The following is a 23,625-nucleotide window of genomic DNA, read 5'->3' as shown; positions in this document are numbered from 1 at the left end:
TCAGGCGGGGCGGTCGCTCGACGCGAGCGCACGGCATACCCGGTCGTATGCCGTCCGGTCGGCCGCGGCGACGAGGCCGGGGGGCGCGACGTCGCGCGGGCTGTAGGGGCGGCCGTCGGGCGTGCCCACGGCGCCGCCCGCCTCGGCGAGCAGCAGCGCACCGGGCACGTGGTCCCACGGGGCGGCCGAGTGGTAGAGCACGTAGTCGGCTTCGCCCTCGACGAGCTTGGGGTAGTCGATGCCGCAGGACACCCACGTGAGGGCCATCGGCGGGAGGCCCGCGAGCGACCGGCCGACCCAGTCGCGACGGGAGGTGCGTCCGCGGAGGCCTGCGACCTCGGACGGAGGCGCCACCGCGAGCCGGTCGACGCCGGCGGCCGAGTGGCGCCACGTGCCACCGCCGCGCTCGGCGACGTAGCCGAGGTCGTGCTGCGGCTGCCAGATCCAGGCCCGCACGACCTCGCCATCGCGGGTCTCGCTCGCCATGACGGCGTGGTCCTTGGAGCCGTGCACGAAGTTCTTCGTGCCGTCGACGGGGTCGACGGTGAAGGCGTGGTCGGCCGCGGCATACCGCTCCATGAGCGACGCGTCGGCCGAGTGCGCCTCCTCCCCGAGCACGACGCAGTCGGGGTAGGCCGCGACGAGCGCGGCGGTGATGAGCACCTCGGCCTCCCGGTCGGCGTCGGTGACGAGGTCGCCGGGGTTCTTCTCGTGGATCTCGCCGTCGGCGAGGGCACGGAAGCGGGGGTTGATCACCTCGGCGGCGACGTCCTGCAGGAGGGCGAGCACGGCATCCGTATCCACACCCCCAACGTAGTGGTCAGCAGCCGCGGCGCCCCGGCCGCTCCACCTGGCGGGAGCTCACGCGAGCGGGCGGATGTGGGCGGGCAGGTCGAGCCACCACTGGAGGATGCCTCCCGCAGGGTCGTCGGTGGGGTCGCCCGCGACCTGCGGGTCGGGCAGCGAGTCGCGCACCTCTCGCAGCAGGTCGTAGCGACCCCGCATACCGAGCACGTAGGTCAGGCCACGGAGCCGGTCCTGCGTCGCGTCGAGGCTCTCGGGCGGTGCGGACGCCGTGGTGCCCGCGGCCGCCACGTCGCGGATGCGCTCGGCGAAGGCGACCTCCCGCTCGTCGCGCCGGCGAGTCGGTGGCTCAGGCGTGTTGCCGACGACGTAGGCCGCCTCCTGCGCCACGTCGGCTGGGGTCTTGACCCCAAGCGCGAGGCGTTCGAAGAGGTCGAGGTCGGCGGCCTGCCCCATCCACGTCAGGACGGCGAGGCTCTCGTGGGCCGCGACCATGTCGAAGCGCCGCAGCGACTCGACGAGAGCCGCGACGTGCACCCGCCCGACGACGCGGCTCTGCGGCGAGATCATGAGGATGGCGAGGGCGTTGGAGCGGTCCTCCTCGTTCGTCTCGCCGAGCGCGGTCGAGATGAGCTGGCTGAGCACCGGCTCGCGGGCGAGGGTGTGGCCCTCCCCGAGGTCGAGCGCAGCCCGCACCCGCTTCTGCGCCTCGCGGATCGCGTGCGCGCTGACCGCACGGCCGTCGCGGATGATCGACGCGGCCACCCGACGGTCCTCCGCCGTCAGCACCGACGCGAGCCGGTGGGTGCCCGACGGACCGAGCGCCCGGATGAGGTTGGCCGCGCCCCGGTGCACGCGATAGGGCTGGGCAGGGTCGCGCAGGTGCCGCACCGCGAGGCGGGCCGCCTCGAGGCGGACGTCACGGTCGAGCGAGGTGCCCTTGACGAGGGTCGTCAGCACGATGAGGCAAGCCCGCAGCGAGCTGCTGTTGGTCGGGTTGCGCAGCTGGCCGAACATCGTCGAGAGGGCCTGCGGGTGCACGGTGAACTGCAGGAGGCTGAGCGTGTCGTTGTAGAACGTCGCGTCGGGCTTGGCGACGACCTCCTCGGCCATGGAGGCGACGATCGGCCCGCTGCGGGGGTGGCCGGCAAGGCGCGCGACGGCCTCGGCCCGCTGCGTGTAGTCGAGGTGGAGGTGCAGGCTCAGCTCCTCGATGCCGCGGCGCAACAGCTGCTCCCAGTCGCCGGAACGCACCATGGCGTGCGGCATCCGCCCGAGGCTGTCGGACAGGTGGTCCCACTCGAGGCCAGTCATGCGCTCGTCGGCGAGGGCCTTCTCGAGCAGCGCCAGGGTCGCGTCGACGTCGGGCTCTCCGGGCGGCGCCAGCGTGGCCGCCGGCCGCACCGGGTTGCGCGAGCGGGAGAAGAAGTCGATGGCGGCGAGGAGCTGCCCCTGTGGCAGGTCGAGCACGGTCTCGTAGCGGCGCACGAGGCTGTGCGTGATGTCGACCCGTCCGCCCTCCCAGCGCCCGACCTGTGCGCGATGCACGGTGGGCGCGCGGCCTCCGCCGTCGGCGAAGCCTGCCGCGCTGCGCATGGCGGGGTCGTCGGCGTGCTGACGGGCGTTGCGCAGCACCCACTGCATCTCGGCGAGGAGACTCACGTGAGGACCCCGTCGGCACGTGTTGCGGGAGACCAAGGCCGGTGCAACACGACGTCGTGCTCGGAGCGACCGGGCCTGTGGCTGCGCGTCGCCCGTCGACTGCTGCTCGCCTCTGGCTCTGCGTCGTCGACACCCCTGGGACTGCGCACTGTCACCCCTTTCGGCGACCCCCCGCCCCTGTGACGTGACGTCGCACCCCTGCTTGCGTTGCGCTCTCCCCATCATTGCGCAACGTACGCATGCTCGCCGGAAAGTTCGGCTACCGTAGGGAACGGCTCGCAGCCTGTGGAGGGGATGCGGTCCACATGAGGCCGGGAGTCAGCAGGGGATGGCTCCCGGCCTTTCATGTCCCCAACACCCCGGGGCGTCGTCGGCGCCTCGTCGGGGCGTCGTACAGGACGCACTCCTCGGACCCCTCCACGACGGTGGCCCGCGATGTGGGGCGCAACCCGGTGGCGGGCCGGCAGGGGCGCCTGCCAAGGTGGTGACGGTGAGCATCGAGACCGGACCGGCCCCCGAACTGAGCGACGGCATCGTGACCCTGCGCGCGCACACCCCGCTCGACGCCGACGCGATCGTCACGCAGAGCCTCGACCCGGACAGCCTGCGCTGGACGACCGTCCCCCGTGGCTACACGAGCGACCACGCCCTGAGCTTCATCGAGCAGAACGCCGCTGCGTGGCGGGAGCCCGGAGGCAAGCGCTCCTGGGCCATCGAGTGGGTCGACGGCACCGCCCAGCGCCGCTTCGCCGGCACGATCGACCTTCGCCCCGGCGCGTCCGTCACCGTCGGCGAGCTCGGCTTCGGCCTGCACCCCGATGCACGCGGCCACGGGGTCATGGCACGCGCCGTGCGCCTCGTCTGCCGCTACGGCTTCGACACCGGCGGGTGGGGAGCACCCCTCACCCGCATCCACTGGCGCGCCGTCGCCGGCAACTGGGGCTCGCGCCGCACCGCGTGGGCCTGCGGCTTCACGATGCACGGCACGATCCCCGAGAGCCACCCCGACCCCGACGGTGGCCCCGCCGCCCTCGACACGTGGACCGGCAGCGTCGCGGCCGGTGACACACTCCGGGCGGGCACGCCCTGGTATGCCGCCCCGGTGACCGAGGCGGACGGCATACGGCTGCGCCCGTGGCGGGCCTCCGACATCGACGCGATCGAGCCGCGCGACGACGACCCGGCCCACTGGATGCCGGGGCGTTCGGTGCTGCGGCGCGAGACGTTCGCCACCTGGCGCCAGCAGCGCGAGGAACGGATGGCGGAGGGCTCCGCCGTCGAGTGGTGCGTCGCCGACGCGCAGACCGACCGGGCGCTCGGCGGCGTGGTGCTCTTCAGCCGGCAGGGGCCGATCGGCGACGTCGCCGAGCTCGGCTACCAGCTCTTCCCGAGCGCGCGTGGGCGCGGCGTCGCGTCGGCGGCGGCGCGCCTCGCGGTCGCCCACGGCCTGCGCCCCGTCGCCGAGGGCGGGCTCGGTCTGCGCCGGCTCGTCGCCGAGACCGCGGCCGACAACGCCGCGAGCAACGGCGTGCTGCGGGGCTGCGGCTTCAGGGAGTTCGGCCGCGAGCACGCCGTCGACGAGGTCGCCGACGGCTCGTGGGGCGACGGCCTCCACTGGGAGCTGCTCCCCTGACCACCGCTCCCCCCACCCCCAAACACCGGGTCGATGTATCCGCGAGGGCTCTGGACCGCGCTGGTACATCGACCCTGAGCGGGTGTGGGGCGGACGGGTGTCAGCGGGAGATGTAGCCGCCGTCGATGTAGAGCTCGAGGCCGGTGACGAAGGCCGCGTCGTCGCTCGCGAGGTAGGCGACGCCGGCCGCGATCTCCTCGGGCCGGCCGAGGCGACCCATCGGCGTCAGGTCAATCATCATCTGCTCGAAGGGCGTCCCGCGCGCCCCGTCGAGGATGGGCGTGTCGATGAAGCCGGGGTGGATCGAATTGACCCGGACGCCCTCAGCGGCCCAGTGCAGCGCGACGTTCTTCGTCAGCGTACGAACGGCTCCCTTGGCCGCGTGGTAGGCCGGCGAGGTGCCGAATCCCCCACTCGTGCCGAAGATCGAGCTGATGTTGATGACCGCGCCGTGACCGGACGCCTTGAGGAGCGGCGCCGCCACCTTCATGCCGAGGAAGACCCCGGTCTGGTCGATGGCGATCGTGCGCTCCCAGTCGGCGAGGGTCGTGTCCTCGATCGCCGCGAGGTCACCCATGCCGGCGTTGTTGACGAGCACGTCGAGGCCGCCGAAGAGCTCCTTCGCCTTGGCGCAGGCGGCCTCCCAGTCGCTCTCGCTCGCGACGTCGTGCCGCAGGAACTCCGCGCGGGCGCCACCCTCGCGCAGCTCGGCGACTGCGGCCGCGCCGGCAGCCTCGTTGACGTCGGTCAGCAGGACCGCCGCCCCCTCCTCGGTCAGCCGCCGTGCGGTCGCCTTGCCGATGCCGCTCGCCGCACCCGTCACGAGGGCCACGCGTCCATCCAGCCTGTTCATGCTGATCACTTCGATTCGGTTCGGGGCTCCCTGGGTCGTCTTCTCTCCATCGTGGCCCGGTCGTATCGGCGACGCAGTTCTGCCGGTCACAACGGGGCCCGTGTGACGCACGAGACACCGGTGTCGGGGCTCCAGGGACGTACCGGGGACTCAGGGGTCGAATCCGGGTCGAATCCGGGTCGACCCCGGTAGCGAAAAGGGCCCGGAGGGTACGACTCTGGAGGCAGCGAGCACGACGATCGGTTGTGCCAGGCATGAAGGAGACACCGTGGCTTTCGGTGAGCAGCTCAAGCACAAGGCGGACGAGGTCCACCTGCAGGACAAGGCGAAGGACTTCGGTGACGCGGTCGCCGACGTCCTCAAGGAAGCCGTGACCCTCGTGGCGGGACTCGCCCAGGAGAACCGGCCCAAGGTCGACGACGCGCTCAACAAGGCCGAGGCCAAGCTCGTCCAGACCAGCGGCGGCAAGCACGCCGAGACCGTGACCAAGGTTCGTGCCTCGGTCGACAAGGGCATTGACAAGCTCGTCGAGAAGAACGCCGGCCCGAAGGCCACTCCCACCCAGCCTTCGTCCACCGTGCCCGACGACCGTCATTCCGCGTTCGACGAGGACACCCCCGCCGGCTCCCCCAGCTGAGGCCGGCACCCCCCAGAGGCCGTATGCCGCTGTCCCACCCAGCGGCATACGGCCTCTCTGCCTGCCCAATCGAAGGAGCACTTCGTCGGCATCCCGCCGCGCAGCCGGGAACGCTCAGGCCGACGAACTGCTCTCTCGATTGCCCGGTGAGCCCGGGCATGCCCGACGAAGTGCTCTCTCGATTGGGCAGGGGCGGATCCCGCCGCGCACCCAGGAGGGTCTGTGCCGCCCAGCCACCCCGCGGCATACCGCCCCAATCGAAAGAGCACTTCGTCGGCATCCCGCCACGCAGTCGGGAACGGGGAGGCCGACGAAGTGCTCTCTCGATTGCCCGGGAGCCCGGGCATCCCGACGAAGTGCTCTTTCGATTGGCTTGGGCGACGGGCTCTCGGCTTCTTCTAGGGCAGGAGGTAGCCGGTGGGGATGGTGCGGCGCACTCCTGCTGGCAAGGAGCCGACCATGACTCGGCCGGGGCCGGCAGCGTCGTTGTTGGTCAGCCCGAGCATGTGGCCCAGCTCGTGCAGCAGGACGGTCAGCAGGTCCATGCGCCCGGCGGCGAGCGAGCCCGATGCCGCCACGAGGTCACCCGACGAGTTGGTCGTCGTGAAGAGCGAGCCGGAAGTCGATGTGTACCAACCGAATCCGGCTGCATCGCGATCGATGTAGATGACGCTGCCGACAGCCTGCGCGAGGACTCCGGCCGGCAGGTCGGCGACCACGAAGCTCACGCGTGAGAGCAGGTCGCTCGGCGCCCCGGCGGCGATCCACTGGGCCGCCGCCGTCGCCGCCACGGTGCTCACCGTCGCGGCCGTGACCGTCAGCGTCGAGGTCGACGTCGACGAGGTCGTGGCCGCGGTCAGCGTCTGCGCGACGTTGGGCGACGTGAGGTTGGCCTCGAGCTGGTTCCACGCCGCGAGCTGGTTCTTGAGGTTCTCGATCCGCGTCGGGTCGCCGCTCGCGAGCACGGCGTTGACCTGGTCGACGATCCAGCGGGCGCTCACGGGGTAGGAGATGAACTGGCTCCCGGTCGAGAGCAGCGCCGAGATCGCGTGGCGCAACAGGGCGTCGACGTTGCCGCCACCCTCGTTGAGGGCCTGGAAGAGGGTCATGCTGCGGTTCGGCTCCGGCGCCGCGGTGAAGATGGAGCCCACGAGCTGGTCAGTGCGCCACACCTGCGTGCCGTCGCTCCACGTCGGCCAGCTGCCGGTGTGGTTCTTCCAGTAGCCGGGCGTCAGACCCTCGGCGTAGCCGTTGCCGTAGTAGCCCGCGACGTCGCTCGCGCTGGCCGTCTGGACGGTGACCGGCTCGTTCACCGTCGCCCGCGCGGTGTTGAGGTAGCTGCCGCTGCGCACGACCGTCGTCGCGGAGTAGAGCCAGGCCTCGCCGATGTCGAGCAGACCGTTGGCGTTGGTGTCGCCGCTGACGTAGACCGGCGTGAAGTCGTCAGCCGTGTTGGTCGGCGTGCCGTTGTCGTCGCGGATCGTCGACATGACGACGGCGACGTTTCCGGTGTTGCGCACGACGTAGGTCCACGTCGCCGTCGAGCCGACGAGCAGCTCCTTGGCCGGCTGGGTGTTGGCATCCTCGACGGGAGTCGGCCGGAACGGGTCGAACGCGTTGACCGCCTTGACGACCGTGATCTGCGGCGTCACGCCGAGGGAGTAGTGCAGGTCGTCGTCGTAGACCGTGACCGTGCCGGTGCTCGTCGTCAGGTCACCGCGCACGCGCACGACGTTGACGAACGGGCCGTAGACCATCGTGCGCGACAGCTCGTAGAGCCACGTCTCCGTCGGGTCGAGCAGACCGTCGCGGTTCGTGTCACCGACGTTGTATGCCGTGCCGGTCGCCAGCACGGGCGTCGGGGTGAGGTCGTCGGCGGAGGTCGCTGGGGTGCCGTTGTCGTCGACGAGCACGACGTTCGCGAGCGGGGTCGCCTCGGTGTTGCGGACGGCATACGTCCAGCGGGCGGTGCTGCCGGCGGCCACGAGGACCGGCGTCGCGGGGTCGGTGGAGCGGATGCCCCGGAGGAACTTCTGCACCTCGATGCCGCCACGGGTGCCGAAGAGGTTGGCGGCGTCGGTCGCGGTCACCTCCTCGGGCACGGGCTCGCCGACGACGACGCCGGTGACCTTGGCCGTGTTGAGGTAGGCGCCGAGCGGCACGGTGCCGGTGGCCCGGAAGAGCCACGTCTCACCCGGGTCGAGCAGGCCGTTCTTGTTCGTGTCGCCGACGACGTGGCCGTCGCCCGCGTCGACGGGGTCGACGACGAAGCCCTGGTCGGCTGAGCCGGTGCCGTTGTCGTCCTGCACGCCGATGACGTCGATCGGAGTCGTCCCCGGGTTGCTCACGAGGTAGGTCCACACGACGGTCGAGCCGGCAAGCAGCACCGGACCGAGAGCGCTGTTGGCGTCCTCGTAGCGCGTCGGGCGCAACGGGTCCTTGGCGTTGACGGCCTTGGTGATGACGATCTTGTTGAGCGCGCCGTAGTGCAGGCTCGGGTCGCTCGAGGTGGCCATCGCGCCCGAGCGGGGTTCGCGGACCGTCACCTGTGCCGCGGAGGTGAACTGCCCGGCGACGGCGGTGTAGACCGCCTTGGCGACGCCGGCCGAGGTGTAGAGCCACGTCTCACCCGGGTCGAGCAGGCCGTTGCGGTTGATGTCGCCGATGTTGAAGGACGTGCCCGCGGTGAGGACCGGCAGCGGCGTGAAGTCGTCTGCAGTGCTCGCAGTGCCGCGGTCGTCGACGAAGGCGGTGACCTGGACGCCTGCCGTGCCGGGGTTCGTCAGGCGGTAGGTCCAGACGACGGGCGTGCCGATCTCGAGGTAGAGCTGGTGCGCGGTGTCGTCGCCCTCCTCGAGGACGGTCGGGTGCAGCGGGTCGACGGCGTTGGTCGCCTTCTTCATGACGACGCCGAGGTCGAAGCCGCGGTACCACGCGACGTCGGTGGAGCCGTAGGTGACGTTGCCGACCTTGGCCGTGACCGTGGCGACGTTGACGTGGGCGCCCTCGGTGGCGAGGCGCGCCCCGAGCCCGGCGGAGGTGTAGAGCCAGACCTCCGAGCCGTCGAGCGTGCCGCTGCCGTTGCCGTCACCGCTGACGTAGACGGGGCGGAAGTCGTCGGTGGGGTCGAGCGGCGTGCCGTTGTCGTCGATGAGGACGATGGCCGAGGCCGGGATCTTCACGTTCGTCGTGCGGGTCACGAGGTAGGTGAAGACCACCGAGGTGCCGTTCTTCACGTAGAGCGGGTTGGTCGGGTCGTTGGCGTCCTCGGCCGCCGTCGGCGCGAGCGGCTTGGCCGCGTTGACGGCCTTCTTGACGGTGATCCCGAAGGTGTATGCCGTGAAGTACGTCGGGTCCTGGCTGTTGAGGGCCGCGCCCCCGCAGCTCGCGGCCCCTGCGAGGCACGCCTGCGCGGTGACGGTCGAGATCGACGTGTAGAGGCCGGCTGCGGCCGTGATGGTGCGGACTCCGGCCGAGGTGTAGAGCCACACCTCGGTGAGGTCGAGCAGGCCGTTGGTGTTCGTGTCGCCGGTGTTGTAGGCGACGCCGCCGACGGTCACCGTGACTGCCTTGGGGCTGAAGCCGTTGCTGTCACTGATCGACGTGACCTTGAGCGGCACGTAGCCGGTGTTGATGACGCGGTAGGTGAAGGTGGCGCTTGCGCCCACGGCGAGGAGAGCACCCGGCGGGGTGTCGGCGTCCTCGGCGCCGGTCGGTGACAGCGGCACGACGGCGTTGACGGCGGTCTGGATCTCGACCTTCCCGCCGGCCACCGAGTAGTGGGCGAGGTCGGTGTTCGTGACCGTGAGGCCGGCGGCGTTGACCGCGGTCACCACTGCGGTGTTGGTGAAGTCGCCCTGCTGGCCCGCGACCCGGCTCCACGCGTAGAGCCAGCCCTCACCGGGGTCGAGCACGCCGTTCGCGTTCGTGTCGCCGACGTTGAAGCCAGACGTGCCGAGCACCAGGGTGATGCCGGCGCCCAGTCGCACGTCGTCGGCCGTGGTGCCCGGCGTCGCGTTGTCGTCGACGAGGCCAGTGACGGTCATCGGGCCGGCGCTCGTGTTGGACACGACGTAGGTGAAGCGGACCGTCGACCCGACGGCCACGGTGGGCCCGGTGGTGTTCGCGTCCTCGGCAGCGGTCGGGTGCAGCGGGTCGACGGCGTTGACGGCCTTGACGAGACCGAGGCCGGTCGTGCCGAGGTAGAGGGCCTGGTTGCTGTCGCTGTAGACACTGCCGTCTGCACTTCGCGCGGTGAGGCGCACGGTGTTCGTGAACCAGCCGACCTGGGCGGTCGTCGGCGGACTGGCCACCCCGGCGGAGGTGTAGAGCCACGTCTCGCCGACACCGAGCAGGCCGTCGTAGTTCGTGTCGCCGACGTTGAAGGTCGACCCGGCGAAGACGGTCGTCAGCGGTAGCGGCGCCCAGTCGTCGCCCGCGATGCCCGGGGTGCCGTTGTCGTCGATGACGGACACGACGGTGACCGGCGTCAGGGAGGTCGTCGTGAGGCGGTAGGTCCAGCGCACCGGCGAGCCCGCGGCGAGGCGCGGCGCGGTCGCCGTCGTGTCGGCCTGTTCGGTAACCGAGGGGTTGAGGAGGTTGACGGCGTTGAGGTCCTTGCCGATCGAGACGAGTCGTGGGCTCGTCGTGTAATTCGTCGGATCGGCCGCTGTGACAAGGGTGCTCGCGACCGGGTCGTATCCCTGAACCGTGACGACGTGCTGGTGGTCGCCCGGGAGGGCGGTCTGCGGGGCGCCCGCGACACCGACCGCGGTGTAGAGCCAGACCTCACCCGGGTCGAGCAGCTGGTTGCCGTTCGTGTCACCCGACACGTAGGTCGGGTGGAAGTCGTCGGCGGTGCTCGCCGTCGCGTTGTCGTCGGTGATCGAGAGCACCTGCAGGGCGGTCGTGCCCGGGTTCGTGACGAGATAGGTGAGGGCGAGCGCGCCACCGGGCGTGAGCAGGCGGCCGGGCGGCACGTCGGCGTCCTCGATGCTCGTCGGCGTCAGCGGGTTGGCGGCGTTGACCGCACCGTTCACCCCGATGACGATCCCCGGGTGGCACGGGCAGTCGGCGCCGAGGTCGACGAGGCCGCGGTAGTCGATCTGCACGCCGCCGACGTTGCCGGGCTGGGGGTCGCGCGGGCCGCCGTGCTGGTCCTTCCAGAACGAGTCCTTCGGCGTCGAGAGCGAGAGCTCGTCGAGCGGGGTCGCCGGCGCGAAGGTCATGTCCATGCCGCCTGCGACCGACAGGGCCCGGATGAAGTCCTGGATCCACGGGCTGAAGGAGCGGTTGACGACCGGTGCACCGAACGGGGCGAAGGGCACGACGAAGCTGTTGAACTCGCCGCCCCAGTCGTACATCCGGGCGCGGCCGGTGCCGGCGATGAGGACGTCGCGGCCGGCTCCGCCGTAGGCGAAGGTCGGGGCCGACCACCGCTCCGGCACGGGCCGGCGGTTCGTGCCGCCGTCGACCTCGAGGTAGGGCGAGGACTGGAGCAGGTCGTCACCGAAGCCGCCGAAGAGCCAGTTGGTGTCGGTGCCGCCGACGAGCCAGTCGTTGCCGACGTCGCCGTAGATGATGTCGCAGCCGTCGTCGCTCTTGAGGAAGCCACCCGAGGCGTCACGCATCGGCTGACCGGCCGCGTCGAGGACGAACGGCGTGAAGTTGAGGAAGAAGTCGACCTTCTGGCCGGCCGCGCAGGTGCCGGTGAGACCGATGTCGCGCGTGCCGTCGGTGCAGTCGAAGATCTTCGACCACGGGTCGTCGGCGTTGTAGTCGGCGAACATCGTCGTCGCCGGGTCGTAGCGCAGGGGGTCGGCCGGGTTGATGCCCCAGCGAGAGAGGATCATCGACTGCTGGAGGTCGCTGTAGAAGAACGGCAGCGCCTCGGCCCCGGAGATCGCGTCGTCGCCCTCGTTGCCGTGGATCCAGTCGTTGCCGAGGCCGCCGTAGATGATGTCGGCATAGCCCTTGGCCGTCGCGTTCGCGCTCGGGTAGACGAAGAGCCGCGCCTCATGGAACAGCTCGCCCACGGGGTAGGTGAGGGCCTGCGTGAACGGTCCGGGGATCGCCTCGAGCACGTTGGTGGCGTGCGCGACCGTGACGTCCCAGAGCGGCTCGGTGAGGCCGTTGCGGCTCGTCTGGTAGTAGCCGTCGTCGCCGATGATCGCGTCGTCACCGGTGCCGCCGTACATGCGGTCGTTGCCCGTGTTGCCGATGACGGTGTCGTGCTGGCCGTCGCCGAAGAGCACGTCGTTGCCGACCTGGCCGAGGACGAGGTCGTCACCGCTCTCGCCGTGGACGAGGTCCGCGCCGCCGATGTCGGTGGCCGCGGCGGTGCGGTACGTGTAGTCGAGCAGGGTCCACGCCCGCGGCACGATGCGCTCGACGGTGGAGTAGTTGTCGTAGTTGAAGGCGAGGAACGCGAGCGCCGCCTTGGTCCTGCCGTTGGCGTCGGTCGTCACGCTGCCGCGCGCACCCACGAGGCGGTAGAGGTTGCCGTTGTCGCCGAGGATGGCGTCGGCGTCATGGGCGTGACCGGTCGCCGACAGGTCGCCGAGGTCGTTGATGCCGACGCGGGTGCCGGCGCCGCCGTAGATCGAGTCGGTGCCGTCGGGCCGCTGGTCGCGGCTCACGAGCCCGAACATCGTCGAGCTGCCGCCGACGAGGTCGTCCTGGCCGAGGCCGCCGTAGATGACGTCGTTGCCGCCGTTGCCCTCGACGTAGTCGGCGCCGTCGGTGCCGGGCCCGGCCTGGTCCTCCACCGACGCCCGCGGGTCGTTCACCGTGTCGCGCGTCTGCACGTCGACGGTGACGCGTCCCTGGTCGTCGATCAACGAGGCGTCGCCCTGGATCCAGTCGTTGCCGAGCTGGCCGAAGAGCACGTCGTCGCCAGCACCGCCCGCGAGGCTCGAGTCGGAGAAGGTCGCCGGGTTAGCCGTGTTGCTCTGGTCGTGGAGGGTGACGAAGCGGACCGCCGCGCCGCGCGGGTCCTGCTGGAAGCCGTATGCCGTGCAGCTCGGTGCCGCGGTGGCCGCGGAGCCGGTGCGGTCGAGCCACTCGCACGGCGTCGACGTGCCGTCGTAGTTCGTGCCGGTCGTCTGGGCGGAGCCGTCGACGGTGGAGAGGATCGTCGTGCCCGACAGGAGCCGGAAGCGTGGGCTGAGCGTCGTTCCGGTGCGCAGGATCGTCGCGTTGTCGCCGGCGATGACGTCGTTGCCGGCGCCGCCGTCGAGGTAGTCGCCGTAGGTGCAGGCGCCGACGCCGACGCACGCGCTGTGCGGCCCGTCCGTGCCACCGGTGCCGCCGTAGACGTCGCCGTAGCCCACACCGCCGGCGCTGAAGTCGACCCCGGCGTTGTAGCCGCCGGCGCCACCCGAGCCCGCCGCGCCCGGCACCGGCAGCCCGAAGTTCGTGGTCCCCGTCGCGGAGGAGAGGGGCGCCCCGGTGTTGCCGCCGATGAGGTCGTCGTCGCCCGCCCCGCCGGTCATCCGGTCGGAGCCGGCGCCGCCGATCAGGATGTCGTTGCCGGCGTCGCCGGTGACGAGGTCGTTGCCCCAGTTCGCGGTCGGGCCGGTGTAGATCGAGGTCCACGTGAAGAGGTGGTTGTTGAGGGCGACGTCGAACGGGAGGCCCGCGGGCTCGATGCGGCAGCCGGTCGTGCCAGCGTCGGCCTGCACCTGCGTGCAGTCGACCTGGCCGTGGTCGCCGAAGACGAGGTCGTTGCCGGCGTTGCCCCAGATCGTGTCGCTGCCGCCACCGCCGAAGAGCAGGTCGTTGCCGAGGTCGCCCTCGATGGTGTCGCTGACGCCGTTCTGCGGCTGGACGACGGCGAGGTGCATGAGCACGAGCGTTGTCTGGAGGCGCTGGAGGCGCACCCCGTCGTCGGGCACGAACGTGCCGGTCGCCTCGTCGAGGCGCCACGTGCGCGCGTCCTGCACGTCCTGCACGACCTGCCCGTGGTCGCCGAAGATGACGTCGGCGTTGTCGGCCTGGCCGGCGGCCGTGCTCGGCGCGGAGCCGAAGCCTTCACCGATGAGGACGTCGTGGCCGGCGAAGAGCGAGTCGGCCGTCTGGAGCGAGCTCGCGTTGGCCGTGACGACGCTGAGGACCCGGGTGATGACGTCGACGTTGATGCCGGAGTCGCCGTAGATGAGGTCTCGTCCGCGCTGGCCGAGGATGAGGTCGTCGCCGGAGCCGCCCGCGAGGATGTCGCCGGCCTGGCTGCCGATGATCGTGTCCTGGCCGGCACCGCCGTAGATCGTCAGGCCGATCGTCGGCAGCTGGGCGCTCGGCACGGAGGCGAAGAGCGCACCGGCGTCGATGAAGTCGTTGCCGGCGTGGGCGAACGGCGCCGCGACGGGGAAGACGTAGTTCGGCGCGTTGCCGACCGGCTCGATCGTCGGCTTCGGGCCGAAGAGGTGGCCGGTCTGGGCCGTCGGGTCTCCACTGAACCAGATGCCGTCCTGCGAGGTGTCGCCGAAGATGACGAGAGGCGAGTCGGGGCCCGCGCCGCCGAGCACGATGATGTGGTCGCCGCCGACCCGGGCGTAGCCGGTCTCGGGCGACTTCGGGTCGTAGACCGACACGGTGACGTCGGTCCACGTCGTCGTCGGCAGGGCCGGCCCGCCCGCCGGTCCGCTCAGCAGCAGGGTCGCGCCACCGTCGGCGAATCCGGTGACCGTGAAGGCGCCCACGGCATAACCCGGCAGGTTGACGCGGTTGCCGACCGCGAAGCCGGCGGTCGTCCACGCGACACCATCGGTGCGCGTGACCCGGCCGATGCCGCCGACCGTGGTCACCGTGAAGGTGCCGGTGACGGCGAGCAGCTGGTTGCCGCCGCCGTGGACGGTCGTCAGGCCACCGTGCAGCGCCGGTATGCCGGTCGCCAGCTTGTCGTCCTCGGCAGTGTCGGGGCCCGGGACGAGCGTGCTGCGGATCGTCAGGGTGTCGTTGCCCTCGCCGAGCAGGATGTTGAGCGACTCGATGGTCGAGACCGAGCCCTCCGTCGTGAACGCGCCGGTCACCGGGTCGGCGTGGATCGTGCCGTAGCTGATGCCGCCGGGGAAGGCGTTCGGCTCACCGAAGGCCGTCGTGCCCGGGAAGGTGACCGCCGGCCCCATGCCGAAGCCGGTGAGGGCGGTGCTCGTCAGCTCGCCGGTGAGGTTCTCGTGGCTGCCGTCGTTGAAGATGTTGAGCACGTCGACCTGCCGCGCCTCGGACGGCTGCTGGCCGATGCCGAACGGCGGTGTGTTGATCTCGTCGGGTGCGATGACAGCCGAGGTGAGGCCACGCTTCAGGCCGCCGGTGCCACCGTCGACCTGGAGCGGGCCGCGGATGTCGGAGAGCAGGTGCGGCTGCTTCGGGAAGACGATGAGGTCGCCGCGCCCGGCCGGCAGCACATAGGCGGCGTCGGCCGCGACGGTGACGGTGATCGGCACCCACCAGTTCGTCGCGTCGAAGGTCGCGACGGCGGCGTACTGCGTCATGGTCACGGTGCCGCTCGCCAGCGTGGGCGCCACGGTGAACGATATCTTCTCGAGGTTGGTGCCGAAGATCGACTGGATCTTGAAGGTGCCGCTCACTCCGGCGAACTGGACGAGCTGGCCCTCGAGGAAGCCGTTGTCGAGCCAGCTCACGCCGTCGCTGCGCGTCAGCACCTTGGCCGCCGCGTCCCACGTGACGGCGCCGGTGAACAGGCCCGCAGGGGCGACCCGCTGGAGGCTCGCGCCGGTGAAGGTGCCGCCGGCCGGCAGCGCCGCCGACAGCGTGATCGCCGCGGCCGTCACGCCGGTGATCGTGTATGCCGTCGCGATCGTGTTGCTCGAGGCGCCGGCTCCCGTGACGAGCAGCTTCTGACCCACGCGGAAGCCGTCGGCGAGGAAGCTGCCGAGCTCGGAGCCCGTCGCGCGGGTGATCGTGGCCCCGGAGATCGTGACGTTGCCGCGGAAGAGCTCCTTGGCGGCGAGTCGGCCCACGGCGGTGAGGCACACCTTGCCGAGGATGCCGGAGCCGCAGGTCGGGTCGGTGACGATCGAGGTCTGGCCGTCGGTGACGATGCCGATCGAGACGGCGGCCTTGGGCGCCTTGAGCAGCCGGATGGCATACGTGTCAGTGATTCCGGCCGTCGTGCCGTCGGGCAGGCTGACGACGGTCGTGCCACCGCTCTGCTTGACGTAGACGCCGGGCGAGTTGTCGTCGAGGACGAGCACGTCGAGCGAGCCGGTGACCTGGTCGTAGGCGGCGTCACGGCCGGACACCGAGCCGTCGACGGTGATCGCCACCATCGTGTGGTGCGGGTCCTGCACGAGGAAGTTGTCGACGGCCGTCACGGTGATGAGCACCGGCACGGTCCAGTCCGGGACGCCTGCGGCGCAGACGACGCAGATCCTCACCCGGTAGGTCTGCACGCCGCCGACGACCGAACCGAGCGAGAAGCGGGCGTCGCTGCTGGAGAGGACGATGCGCGCGTCGGACGGCGTCAGGACGTAGGTGACGGTGCCGTTCGGCTGGCTCGACGGCTGCACGGTGAAGGTGTCGGTGAGGCGCGTCGTGGGCGTGCCCTTGATGACGGTCGTGTTCGTGTCAGGCGCGCCGTTGTCGAGCTGGGTGACGACGACGTCCGGCGTGAGGTTGTCGATGACGGTGACCTCGACGTTGCGCACGACGGCTCCGGCGAAGACGGGGTCGGCGCTGATGACGGTGTGGCTGATGGCCATGACGATCGTGCCCTGCGGCAGCGTGTCGTTGGCGGCGGCGAACCAGACCGTCTGGGTCGTCTGCCAGTTCAGCGAGTCGAAGTGGAGCACGATCGCGCGGTTGGGCACGAGGTGGGCGACACCGAGCTCGTCGTAGACGGTGTGGAAGTAGCCGGCGGCGGTCGCGCACACGGCGGCGGAGGTCGTGCAGACGTAGACGGTGTCGCCGAAGGGGTTGCCCTGGTCGAACGGGTGCAGCGCGTCGTACGGTCGCTGCTCGCGCGGGCTCGCCGCGGCTGAGACGGTGATCCACACGTCGGAGGTCGGCGCCTTGGCAAGGCGCACGCCGTAGCTGTCGATCGTGCCGATCGCCGTCCCGTTGTCCTGGCGGCGCACCGAGCTGAGGCCGCCCGACTCGCTGATGAGCACGACGCCCTGCGACGGCCGGGCGACCGAGACGTTGAGGCCGGCGGCGATGATGTTGTTGTAGTCGGCGTCGGAGCTGAGGACGAGGTGGTTGATCGTCGAGCTCGACCCGTTCGGGTCGCGGCTGACGACGTCGCCGACGACGTCGCCCGCGACGTTGATGACGTCGCTGCCGAGGCCGCCGAGCACTCGGGTGGCGACACCGGGAGCGGTCGAGAGCACGTCGATCGTGTCGTCGCCTTGGAGCGCGTCGACCTCGACGACCTGGATGTTGCGGAAGCTCACCTGGATGCCTGCGCCGTAGATCGCGGCGGCGGTGACGACGATGTGGTCGGCGAACTCCGTGCCGAGGACGACGAGCTTGTTGAAGCCCGTGCCCCCGTCGACCGAGACCGGCGCGTTGATGTTGTACTGCACCTGGTTGTTGCCGTTGCCGGTGCGGATGTCGGTCTGCGCCGCAGTCGAGAACCCGGAGGCGACAAGGCTGACGGTGGCGCCGGCAAACGTCCCTGGCGTGAGCGTCGACGACACGGTGAGGGTGAGCGCCGTGACACCGGTGATGAGGTAGGGGGCGCTCGGGACGTTGTCGTTGGCGCCCGCTCCGGAGAGGGTGACGGCCTGGCCGACCTTGAAGCCATCGGCGAGGAAGCTGCCGCCGTCGGCGCGAGAGATCGTGCTTGTGCCCGCGGCGGGTCCGACGATCACCGAGACTCCGCTCTGGTCCGTCGTGGACGAGAGGGTGGTGAACTTGGGACTCGGCAGGACGCCGCTGACGGTGGCGTCGGCATACGTGCCCGGAGTGAGCACCGATGAGACGGTGAGGGTGAGCGCCGTGACGGCCGTGACGACGTAGGGGACGCCCGCGAGGTTGTCGTTGCTCGAGCCGGTGCCGGCGAGCGCGATCGTCTGGCCGACGAGGAAGCCGTCGGTGAGGAAGCTGCCGCTGCTGCGGGTGATGGTGCTCGTGCCGGCGGTGGCGCCGGCGGCGACGATGAGGCCCGACCGGGCCAGCGGTCCGCTGCTCAGCGAGACGGCGCTGAAGGTGCCCGCGGTGCGCAGTGGCGGCACGGTCGTCAGCGTGCGGGCCAGGGTGATCGTGCTGGCCGTGACGGCGGAGATGACGTATGCCGTGGTCGCCGTGTTGTCGTTGAGGGCTCCGGCGCCCTTGACGACGAGCGTCTGGCCGACGGCGAAGCCGTCGGAGATGAAGCTGCCGCCGCCGGTGCGGGTGATCGTGCTGGTCGCGCTGTTGATCGTGACGGCGCCGGTGAAGAGCGGGCCCATGATGATCGAGCCGTCGGCGCGGGTCTTGGCGAGGGCGAAGGCCTGGACGGCGAAGAGGTCGTTGCCGTCGTTGCCCTCGAGCCGCAGGGCCGCGTGGTTGCTGTAGACGGTGAAGCTGTCCTCGCCGCTGCCACCCTGCGCGACGATCGGGGCGCTCGAGCCCATCGAGAGGTAGCCGCGGGTCGTGGCGATCGTGCCGAAGTAGTCAGGGGGCGAGAGGCCGCTGTGGGCGTCGTCGCGGCGCATGCCGTAGACCTGCCCGATCTGGAAGCTGTCGTTGCCGGCGCCGCCGTCGAGCGTCGCGACGGCGACGGTGTCGTCGACGGCGAAGTGGTCGTTGCCGCCGTGGCCCAGCACCGCGAAGCGGCCGTTGACGGCGTTGTCGTAGTTGATCCGCTCGACGACTCCGAGGTAGGAGAGGAAGTGGGTGTCGAGGTACGGGGTGAGGCGGGTGGTCTCGAGTGGGTCCTGGGCGCCGTTGGCTACCGGGTGGAGCACCGAGACGTAGCCGGGGCGGTTGGCGCAGGCGCTCGTCGTCGTCGTGCCGCAGTAGACGGACGGGCGGGCTGAGCTCTCGCCGGGGATGTAGGACGACGAGCGCAGCAGGAAGATGTCGTCGGTCGTCCACGCCTTCCCCGTCGCCGGGTTGATGCCATTGAAGGCGCTGTCCGCGCCGTGCACGTCGAGCGTGTCGGCGCCGCGGTCGGGGGCGCCGCTGTCGAGGACGTTGAGCACGTAGTGGTAGGCGCCGCCCGCGCTGCCGTGGGTCCAGACAACGTAGGCGTCGGTGCCGTCCTGGCCGTCGAGGGTCAGCGTCGTGCCCTCCACCGGCATCGTCTGCAGGAGGTAGACGGTGAGGCTGTCGGAGCCGTCACCGGCGGGGGCGAAGACGCCCGGTGAGGTCGCGACGGCCGAGCCGTAGGCGCGCGTGTTGCCACCGAGGAGCGTCTGGTCGAAGACGATCTGGTCGTCGTCCGCGTTGCCGAAGACGCGGGTCAGGCCGCCGGTGCCCGGGGTGACCTCGCCACGGAGCACGATGACCGTGCCCTCGTTGGCCGTCGCGTCGGCGACACCGGGGTGCCAGTCGCCGTGGATGTCGATGTTGCCGGTGAGGGTGCGGGGCCGGTTCGGGTCGGTCGTGTTGCCGGTGCCGGCGTCTGCGGCCGCGACCGTGGCGAGGATCTGCGCGCTCGGGTCGGTGACGACGTCGTCGGCCGAGAGGAGCAGCACGTCACCGGACTGCGCCTGGATGAGGCCGTTCGGCACGACCTGGACGTTCGGCACGGCGGAGGGGCTCGCCGGCTCGCGGACGAGCGTGCCGCCCGAGTGGAGCACGAGCAGGTCGTTGCCCTCGGTCGTCGTCTCGGTCGTCGTGAGGCGGATGTCGCCGGCCTGGGTGCGCGCGAGGAGGATCGCGGCCGGCCCGTTCAGCTCGGTGAGGTAGATGTTGGCGTCGGCCTGGGCCGCGATGTCGCAGGTCGCGGTGACGGCCCGGTCGGCCGCACTCGCCTGGAACCACCGGAGGCTGTAGGTGGCGACGCAGCCGCTGCCCTTGGCCGAGTCGACCTTGAGGTCGCCGGTGAAGACGCCGGTCGCGGCGTTCGTGTAGGCGCCGATGCTGCCGCCGAGGGCGAGCAGGTCGATGGAGTTGCCCGTGACGTTGACCGTCGTGCCGCCGGCGCCGGCGCTGTGCCCGTCGAGGATCGACCCCGCGGTCGTCGTCAGTGTGACGTCGGCGCACGTGGCGAGCGACGAGCGCGCGCAGGTCGTGACGGTGTCGACGTGGAGGTCACCGGCCATCGTCGGGTTGGCGACGGCATACGCCCCCGCTGGGGTGCTGGGAGTCTCGGTGATGCGGATGACGCCGGCGGCGTCCGCGTTCAGCACGCCGTAGCGCGCGTAGGACGAGTCGATCTCGACGAAGTTCGTGTCGGTGCCGATGCTGCCCGGGCCGCCCGTGCCCGCCGTCATCGTGATGTCGACGCCGACGACGTCGGCGGCCGCGTCGCCGGTGACCGGCGGGATCGCGCTGCCGACCGGCGCGTCGACGATCGAGGCGGGCGAGCTGAGGATGACGTCGTCGTCGGTGGAGCGGACGAGTCCGAGCCGCAGGTCGGGGTTCGGGCCGAACGCCACGGTGACGTCCGAGGTCGTGACGAAGGCGGGGTCAATGGGGCTGAACGCCTGGGCGACGACGACCCGGCGCGCGATGCTCGCGGCGGCGGTCGCGGTCAGGGTGATGAAGCCGTTGGTGTCGACGTTCGTGTTGCCGTTGCCGTGAACGGCCACGAGGCCGATGACGTTGATCCGGGTGGCGCTCGGCGAGTCGTCTGCCGCCGCGACGGTGATGCTGCCGTTCGGCGTGCCCACCGCCGAGCCCGAGTCGAGCGTGGCGAAGTTGTAGGTGCTCGCCACGGCGTGGCTGTTGCCACCGGTCACGGCGACGGCGAAGAGGCAGTCCTCGGCCTGCGGCGTCGTCACGCAGTTGACGGCGTCGGGGTGGTAGAAGCTGTAGTAGGTCTTCGTCAGCGAGGCGTTGTGCTGGTTGATGACGCTGACGCCCGGCAGCCCGGTGCGTCCGGTGCCCCACAGCGTCGCGCGGAGGATGACGTCGAGATCGCCGCCGGCGACGAGCGAGTCGATGCGCACGACGTAGGCGGGGTTGCCGGCGACAGCGGGGTCGGGGATCGTCGGGTCGCGCAGCCAGGTGCGCAGGTCGAGGTGGGCGTCGACGCCCGCGGTCACGCTGAGCGCGAGGTCGTGGGCGGCATACTGCACGAGGTCGATCGCGAGGCGCGCGGCCGCGGTGCCGATCGAGCCGCGCTCGGAGTCGACGTGCACGATGTTGCTCTGGATCAGCGTCGTGTGCGTGTCGGCCCCGGAGACCGGGACGCCACGGCTCGTCGCGGCGAGGATCGAGCCGTAGGTCGCGTGCACCCACGTCGCCCCGAGCGGGTTGGTGATCGTGCCGCGCAACGTGAGGTCCGAGGCACCGGTGTTGTCGATGACGACCTGGCTCGGCGTCGCGTCCTGCACGAGGTCGAAGCGGATCGCGTCGGAGGCCGTGCTGCTCGTCGCGAGGGTGACGTGCGGCTGGCCGGTGCGGTTGATGACGTCGATGTCGTTGACGACGAAGGCGAAGGCCGAGTTGTTGAGCAGCGTGACGGTGCGGAAGTTCTCGTGGAAGGTGAACGTGCCCCAGCAGTGCGTGCCGGACGGCGGGTTGCTCGCGCAGCCGCCCTGGATGGTGCCGGCGTCGGACGTCATCCAGATGTCGCCGCTGCCGGTGTTGCGGATGTCGCCGACGGTGATGGTGCCGGAGTAGGTCGTGCCGATGTCGGGGTTGGCGACACCGTTGACGGTGACGTTGACGGCCTTGACGACCTTGCCCTGGCTGTCGATGAGCAGGTAGGGGTCCGGGCCGGAGTTGACGACGACGTCGGAGTTCCAGTCGATGAGGCGCGTCTGGGTGATGCCGCCGTCGGTGCTCTGGACGCCGCCCGGGTTCTCGGCCTGCACGTAGAGCACGAGGCGCGCGGCGTTCGGCTGGCTCGGCAGGGTGACGAGCGGCGAGGCCGGGGCGTTGGAGGACGTGTTCCGGTAGGGACCCGAGACGATGAGGCGCGGGCCGGCGTGGATGACGACGCCCTGGTGCCCGAAGACCTTGGCGTCCGCGTTCACCGTCGCCGAGCCGCTGTGCAGCGACGGGCCGATGCAGTAGCACGCCGAGTGGTCGTCGAGGGAGGCGGCGAGCAGGTCGTGCCAGGCGCGCACGTCGACGCCGTAGAGACCGGTGATGGACCCGCCGCTGCTCGCGATGCCGTCGAGCAGCGCGATGTCGCTCGAGTTGAGCGTGTAGTACGGGAAGGTGTTCGTGCCGCCGAAGAGCGCGCCCATGACGGCGTGGGTGTAGAGGAAGTGCGAGCCTCCTGAGTGGGCGTTGACGCGCACGGTGTCGCCCGCGATCTGGGCCCCGGCGCCGGTGGCGGCGGCCGTCCGGTCGGTGATGTTCGTGTTGGCGCCGGCGGTGTAGCCGCCGACGAGCCCGCCGCCGGAGGCGCTCGCGTGGTCGGTGCTCAGGTGGTTGCTGTCCGCGAGGACCGCCACGTTGCCGCCCGCGACGACGTTCGCGCCGGAGCCTGCGACCTGCGCGACGCTCGAGTCGCCCGAGATAGCGGCCCCCGGAGTCACGAGGCTGCCGATGAGCGCGGTGCTCTTGGCGTTGACCGTCACGCTGGCGTTGACGACGCCGACCGCGATGACGCCGCCGGAGCCGTTGGTGACCCACGAGGTGTTGTTGGTCTCGACGTGCGAGGTGACGGTGACGTCACCGCCGGCAGTGACCGATCCGGCGAGGTAGGCGAGCGCGGTCGGGCTGTTGCTGAGGTCGGCCGTCGGCACGGTGACCCCGACGACACCGCCGCCACCGCCGGCTGCGGACGAGCGCGACTCGCCGTCGCCGGTGGGCGGGTTGAGGGTGCGCAGCGAGACCGGCGAGGGGGGCGTCGTGTCGAGCGGGTTGCGGTCGCCCTGGTAGAGGCCGTAGGTGCCGCCGCTGACGCTCGTGAGGTCGATGCGGAGCTGGTCGGTCGGACCGGAGCAGCCGTCGGTCAGGCAGGCCGGGGTGAGGTGCAGGCCGGTCGCCCAGATGCTCTGGGTGCCGAAGACGACGGTGTCGGTGAAGGTGCCCTTGCCGGCGATCGTGTACGTCTCGGACGTCGAGAACGTGATGGGGGTGCCGGCGACGGCGCTGCCGTCAGCGGCATACGACGTGATGGGCGCGAGGCCGAAGCCGGCGCTGTCGGGGGTCGTGGCGACGTAGGTCTGCCCGCTCGTCAGGCCGCCGATCGGGGCGGGGACGATCCAGTGGCTCCCGGCGCTCGGTGCCGAGATCGGGATCGCCACCGGGTCGTCGGTGCACGTCTTGCCGGGGTTGCCCGTCTCAGGGCAGCTGTACGTGTGCGAGGTCGCCTGGTAGCGCGACGCGGCGAGCTGGATGCGGAAGCTGTCGACGACGATGACGTAGTAGAAGGCGCCGCTCGTGAGGCCGCCGACGGTGCCGCCGGAGCCGATGTACTGCACCTTCTGGCCGGACACGAAGCTGTGCGGCGTCTGGATCGGCGTCGTCGGGTTGCCGTTGCCGTCGGTGTTGTAGCCGGTGATCGGCGACACCATGATCGTGTTGGCGTTCGTGTCGGTGAGGTAGCAGTGGTCCTTGTCGGGGCAGCCGGTGACGTCGACCGAGCCCGGGTCGAAGGCGACCGCGGCGGGGGCCTGGTAGGTGACCCGCTGCCCCGGGGTGAAGGTGTTGCCGCGGGTGATCCTCGTGCCGGAGGCCGCGCTCGGCGAGAAGGTCAGCGCGGCGGCCTGGGCTGCAGCGAGGGTCGTGTAGAGCTGGATGCGGTAGGCGTCGATGACGCGGACGAAGAGCCGCTGGCCGGCGACGATGGAGCCGTTGAGGGTGGCGTCGCCCGAGAGGATGACGGCGTCGCCCGTGACGAAGTTGTGCGGGGTGGCGAAGCGGATGACGTCGCGCACGGGGTCGACGCCGGGCCCGCCGGCGAGGTCGCCGGAGTTGACCTGGCCGGTCGCGAAGGTGTTGCCGAAGGCGAGGTAGTTGTCGTCG

At 71.0% G+C, this 23,625-nt stretch carries 6 protein-coding genes (1 of these 6 cut by a window edge); 2 read left to right on the top strand and 4 right to left on the bottom strand.

Going from position 1 to position 23,625, the window contains the following annotated elements:
* Nucleotides 1–804, bottom strand: coding sequence for an inositol monophosphatase family protein (locus FHX52_RS12185; RefSeq protein ID WP_141822384.1), 804 nt, complete (start codon nucleotides 802–804; stop codon nucleotides 1–3).
* Nucleotides 805–861: 57 nt separating this feature from the next.
* Nucleotides 862–2,466 carry a hypothetical protein gene (locus FHX52_RS12180; RefSeq protein WP_141822382.1) on the bottom strand — a complete coding sequence of 535 codons (1,605 nt, stop codon included), beginning with the start codon at nucleotides 2,464–2,466 and terminating at the stop codon, nucleotides 862–864.
* A 490-nt stretch (nucleotides 2,467–2,956) separates the two neighbouring features.
* On the opposite strand from FHX52_RS12180, the gene FHX52_RS12175 reads away from it, so the two are divergent.
* Entirely contained in the window at nucleotides 2,957–4,099 is a 1,143-nt protein-coding gene (locus FHX52_RS12175) for a GNAT family N-acetyltransferase (protein ID WP_246069944.1), read from the top strand.
* Between the two features lie 100 nt (nucleotides 4,100–4,199).
* On the opposite strand, the gene FHX52_RS12170 is transcribed toward FHX52_RS12175, so the two are convergent.
* The gene (locus FHX52_RS12170; RefSeq protein ID WP_141822378.1) at nucleotides 4,200–4,952 is read right to left on the bottom strand and encodes an SDR family NAD(P)-dependent oxidoreductase; all 753 of its coding nucleotides are present in this window, start codon (nucleotides 4,950–4,952) and stop codon (nucleotides 4,200–4,202) included.
* A 268-nt stretch (nucleotides 4,953–5,220) separates the two neighbouring features.
* On the opposite strand from FHX52_RS12170, the gene FHX52_RS12165 reads away from it, so the two are divergent.
* Nucleotides 5,221–5,589, top strand: coding sequence for an antitoxin (locus FHX52_RS12165; RefSeq protein ID WP_141822376.1), 369 nt, complete (start codon nucleotides 5,221–5,223; stop codon nucleotides 5,587–5,589).
* A gap of 398 nt (nucleotides 5,590–5,987) precedes the next feature.
* Here the strand turns inward: FHX52_RS12165 and FHX52_RS12160 are convergent, their stop codons facing one another.
* Nucleotides 5,988–23,625, bottom strand: partial view of a carbohydrate-binding protein gene (locus tag FHX52_RS12160; protein WP_141822374.1) — the 3' portion only. Its footprint extends 15,764 nt past the window's final position; the window shows 17,638 of its 33,402 coding nt (coding positions 15,765–33,402); its start codon lies off the right edge, out of view; it ends in the stop codon at nucleotides 5,988–5,990.

It is taken from the genome of Humibacillus xanthopallidus (genome assembly GCF_006717145.1).
Lineage (GTDB): Bacteria > Actinomycetota > Actinomycetes > Actinomycetales > Dermatophilaceae > Humibacillus > Humibacillus xanthopallidus.
The sequence above is the reverse complement of the archived record's forward strand: the minus strand, read 5'-3'. Positions and strand labels throughout refer to the sequence as shown.

What these genes read in the sequence shown, in the direction of transcription:
- FHX52_RS12170 (WP_141822378.1), bottom strand. Translation starts at nt 4,952, where the DNA reads ATGAACAGGCTGGATGGACGCGTGGCCCTCGTGACGGGTGCGGCGAGC.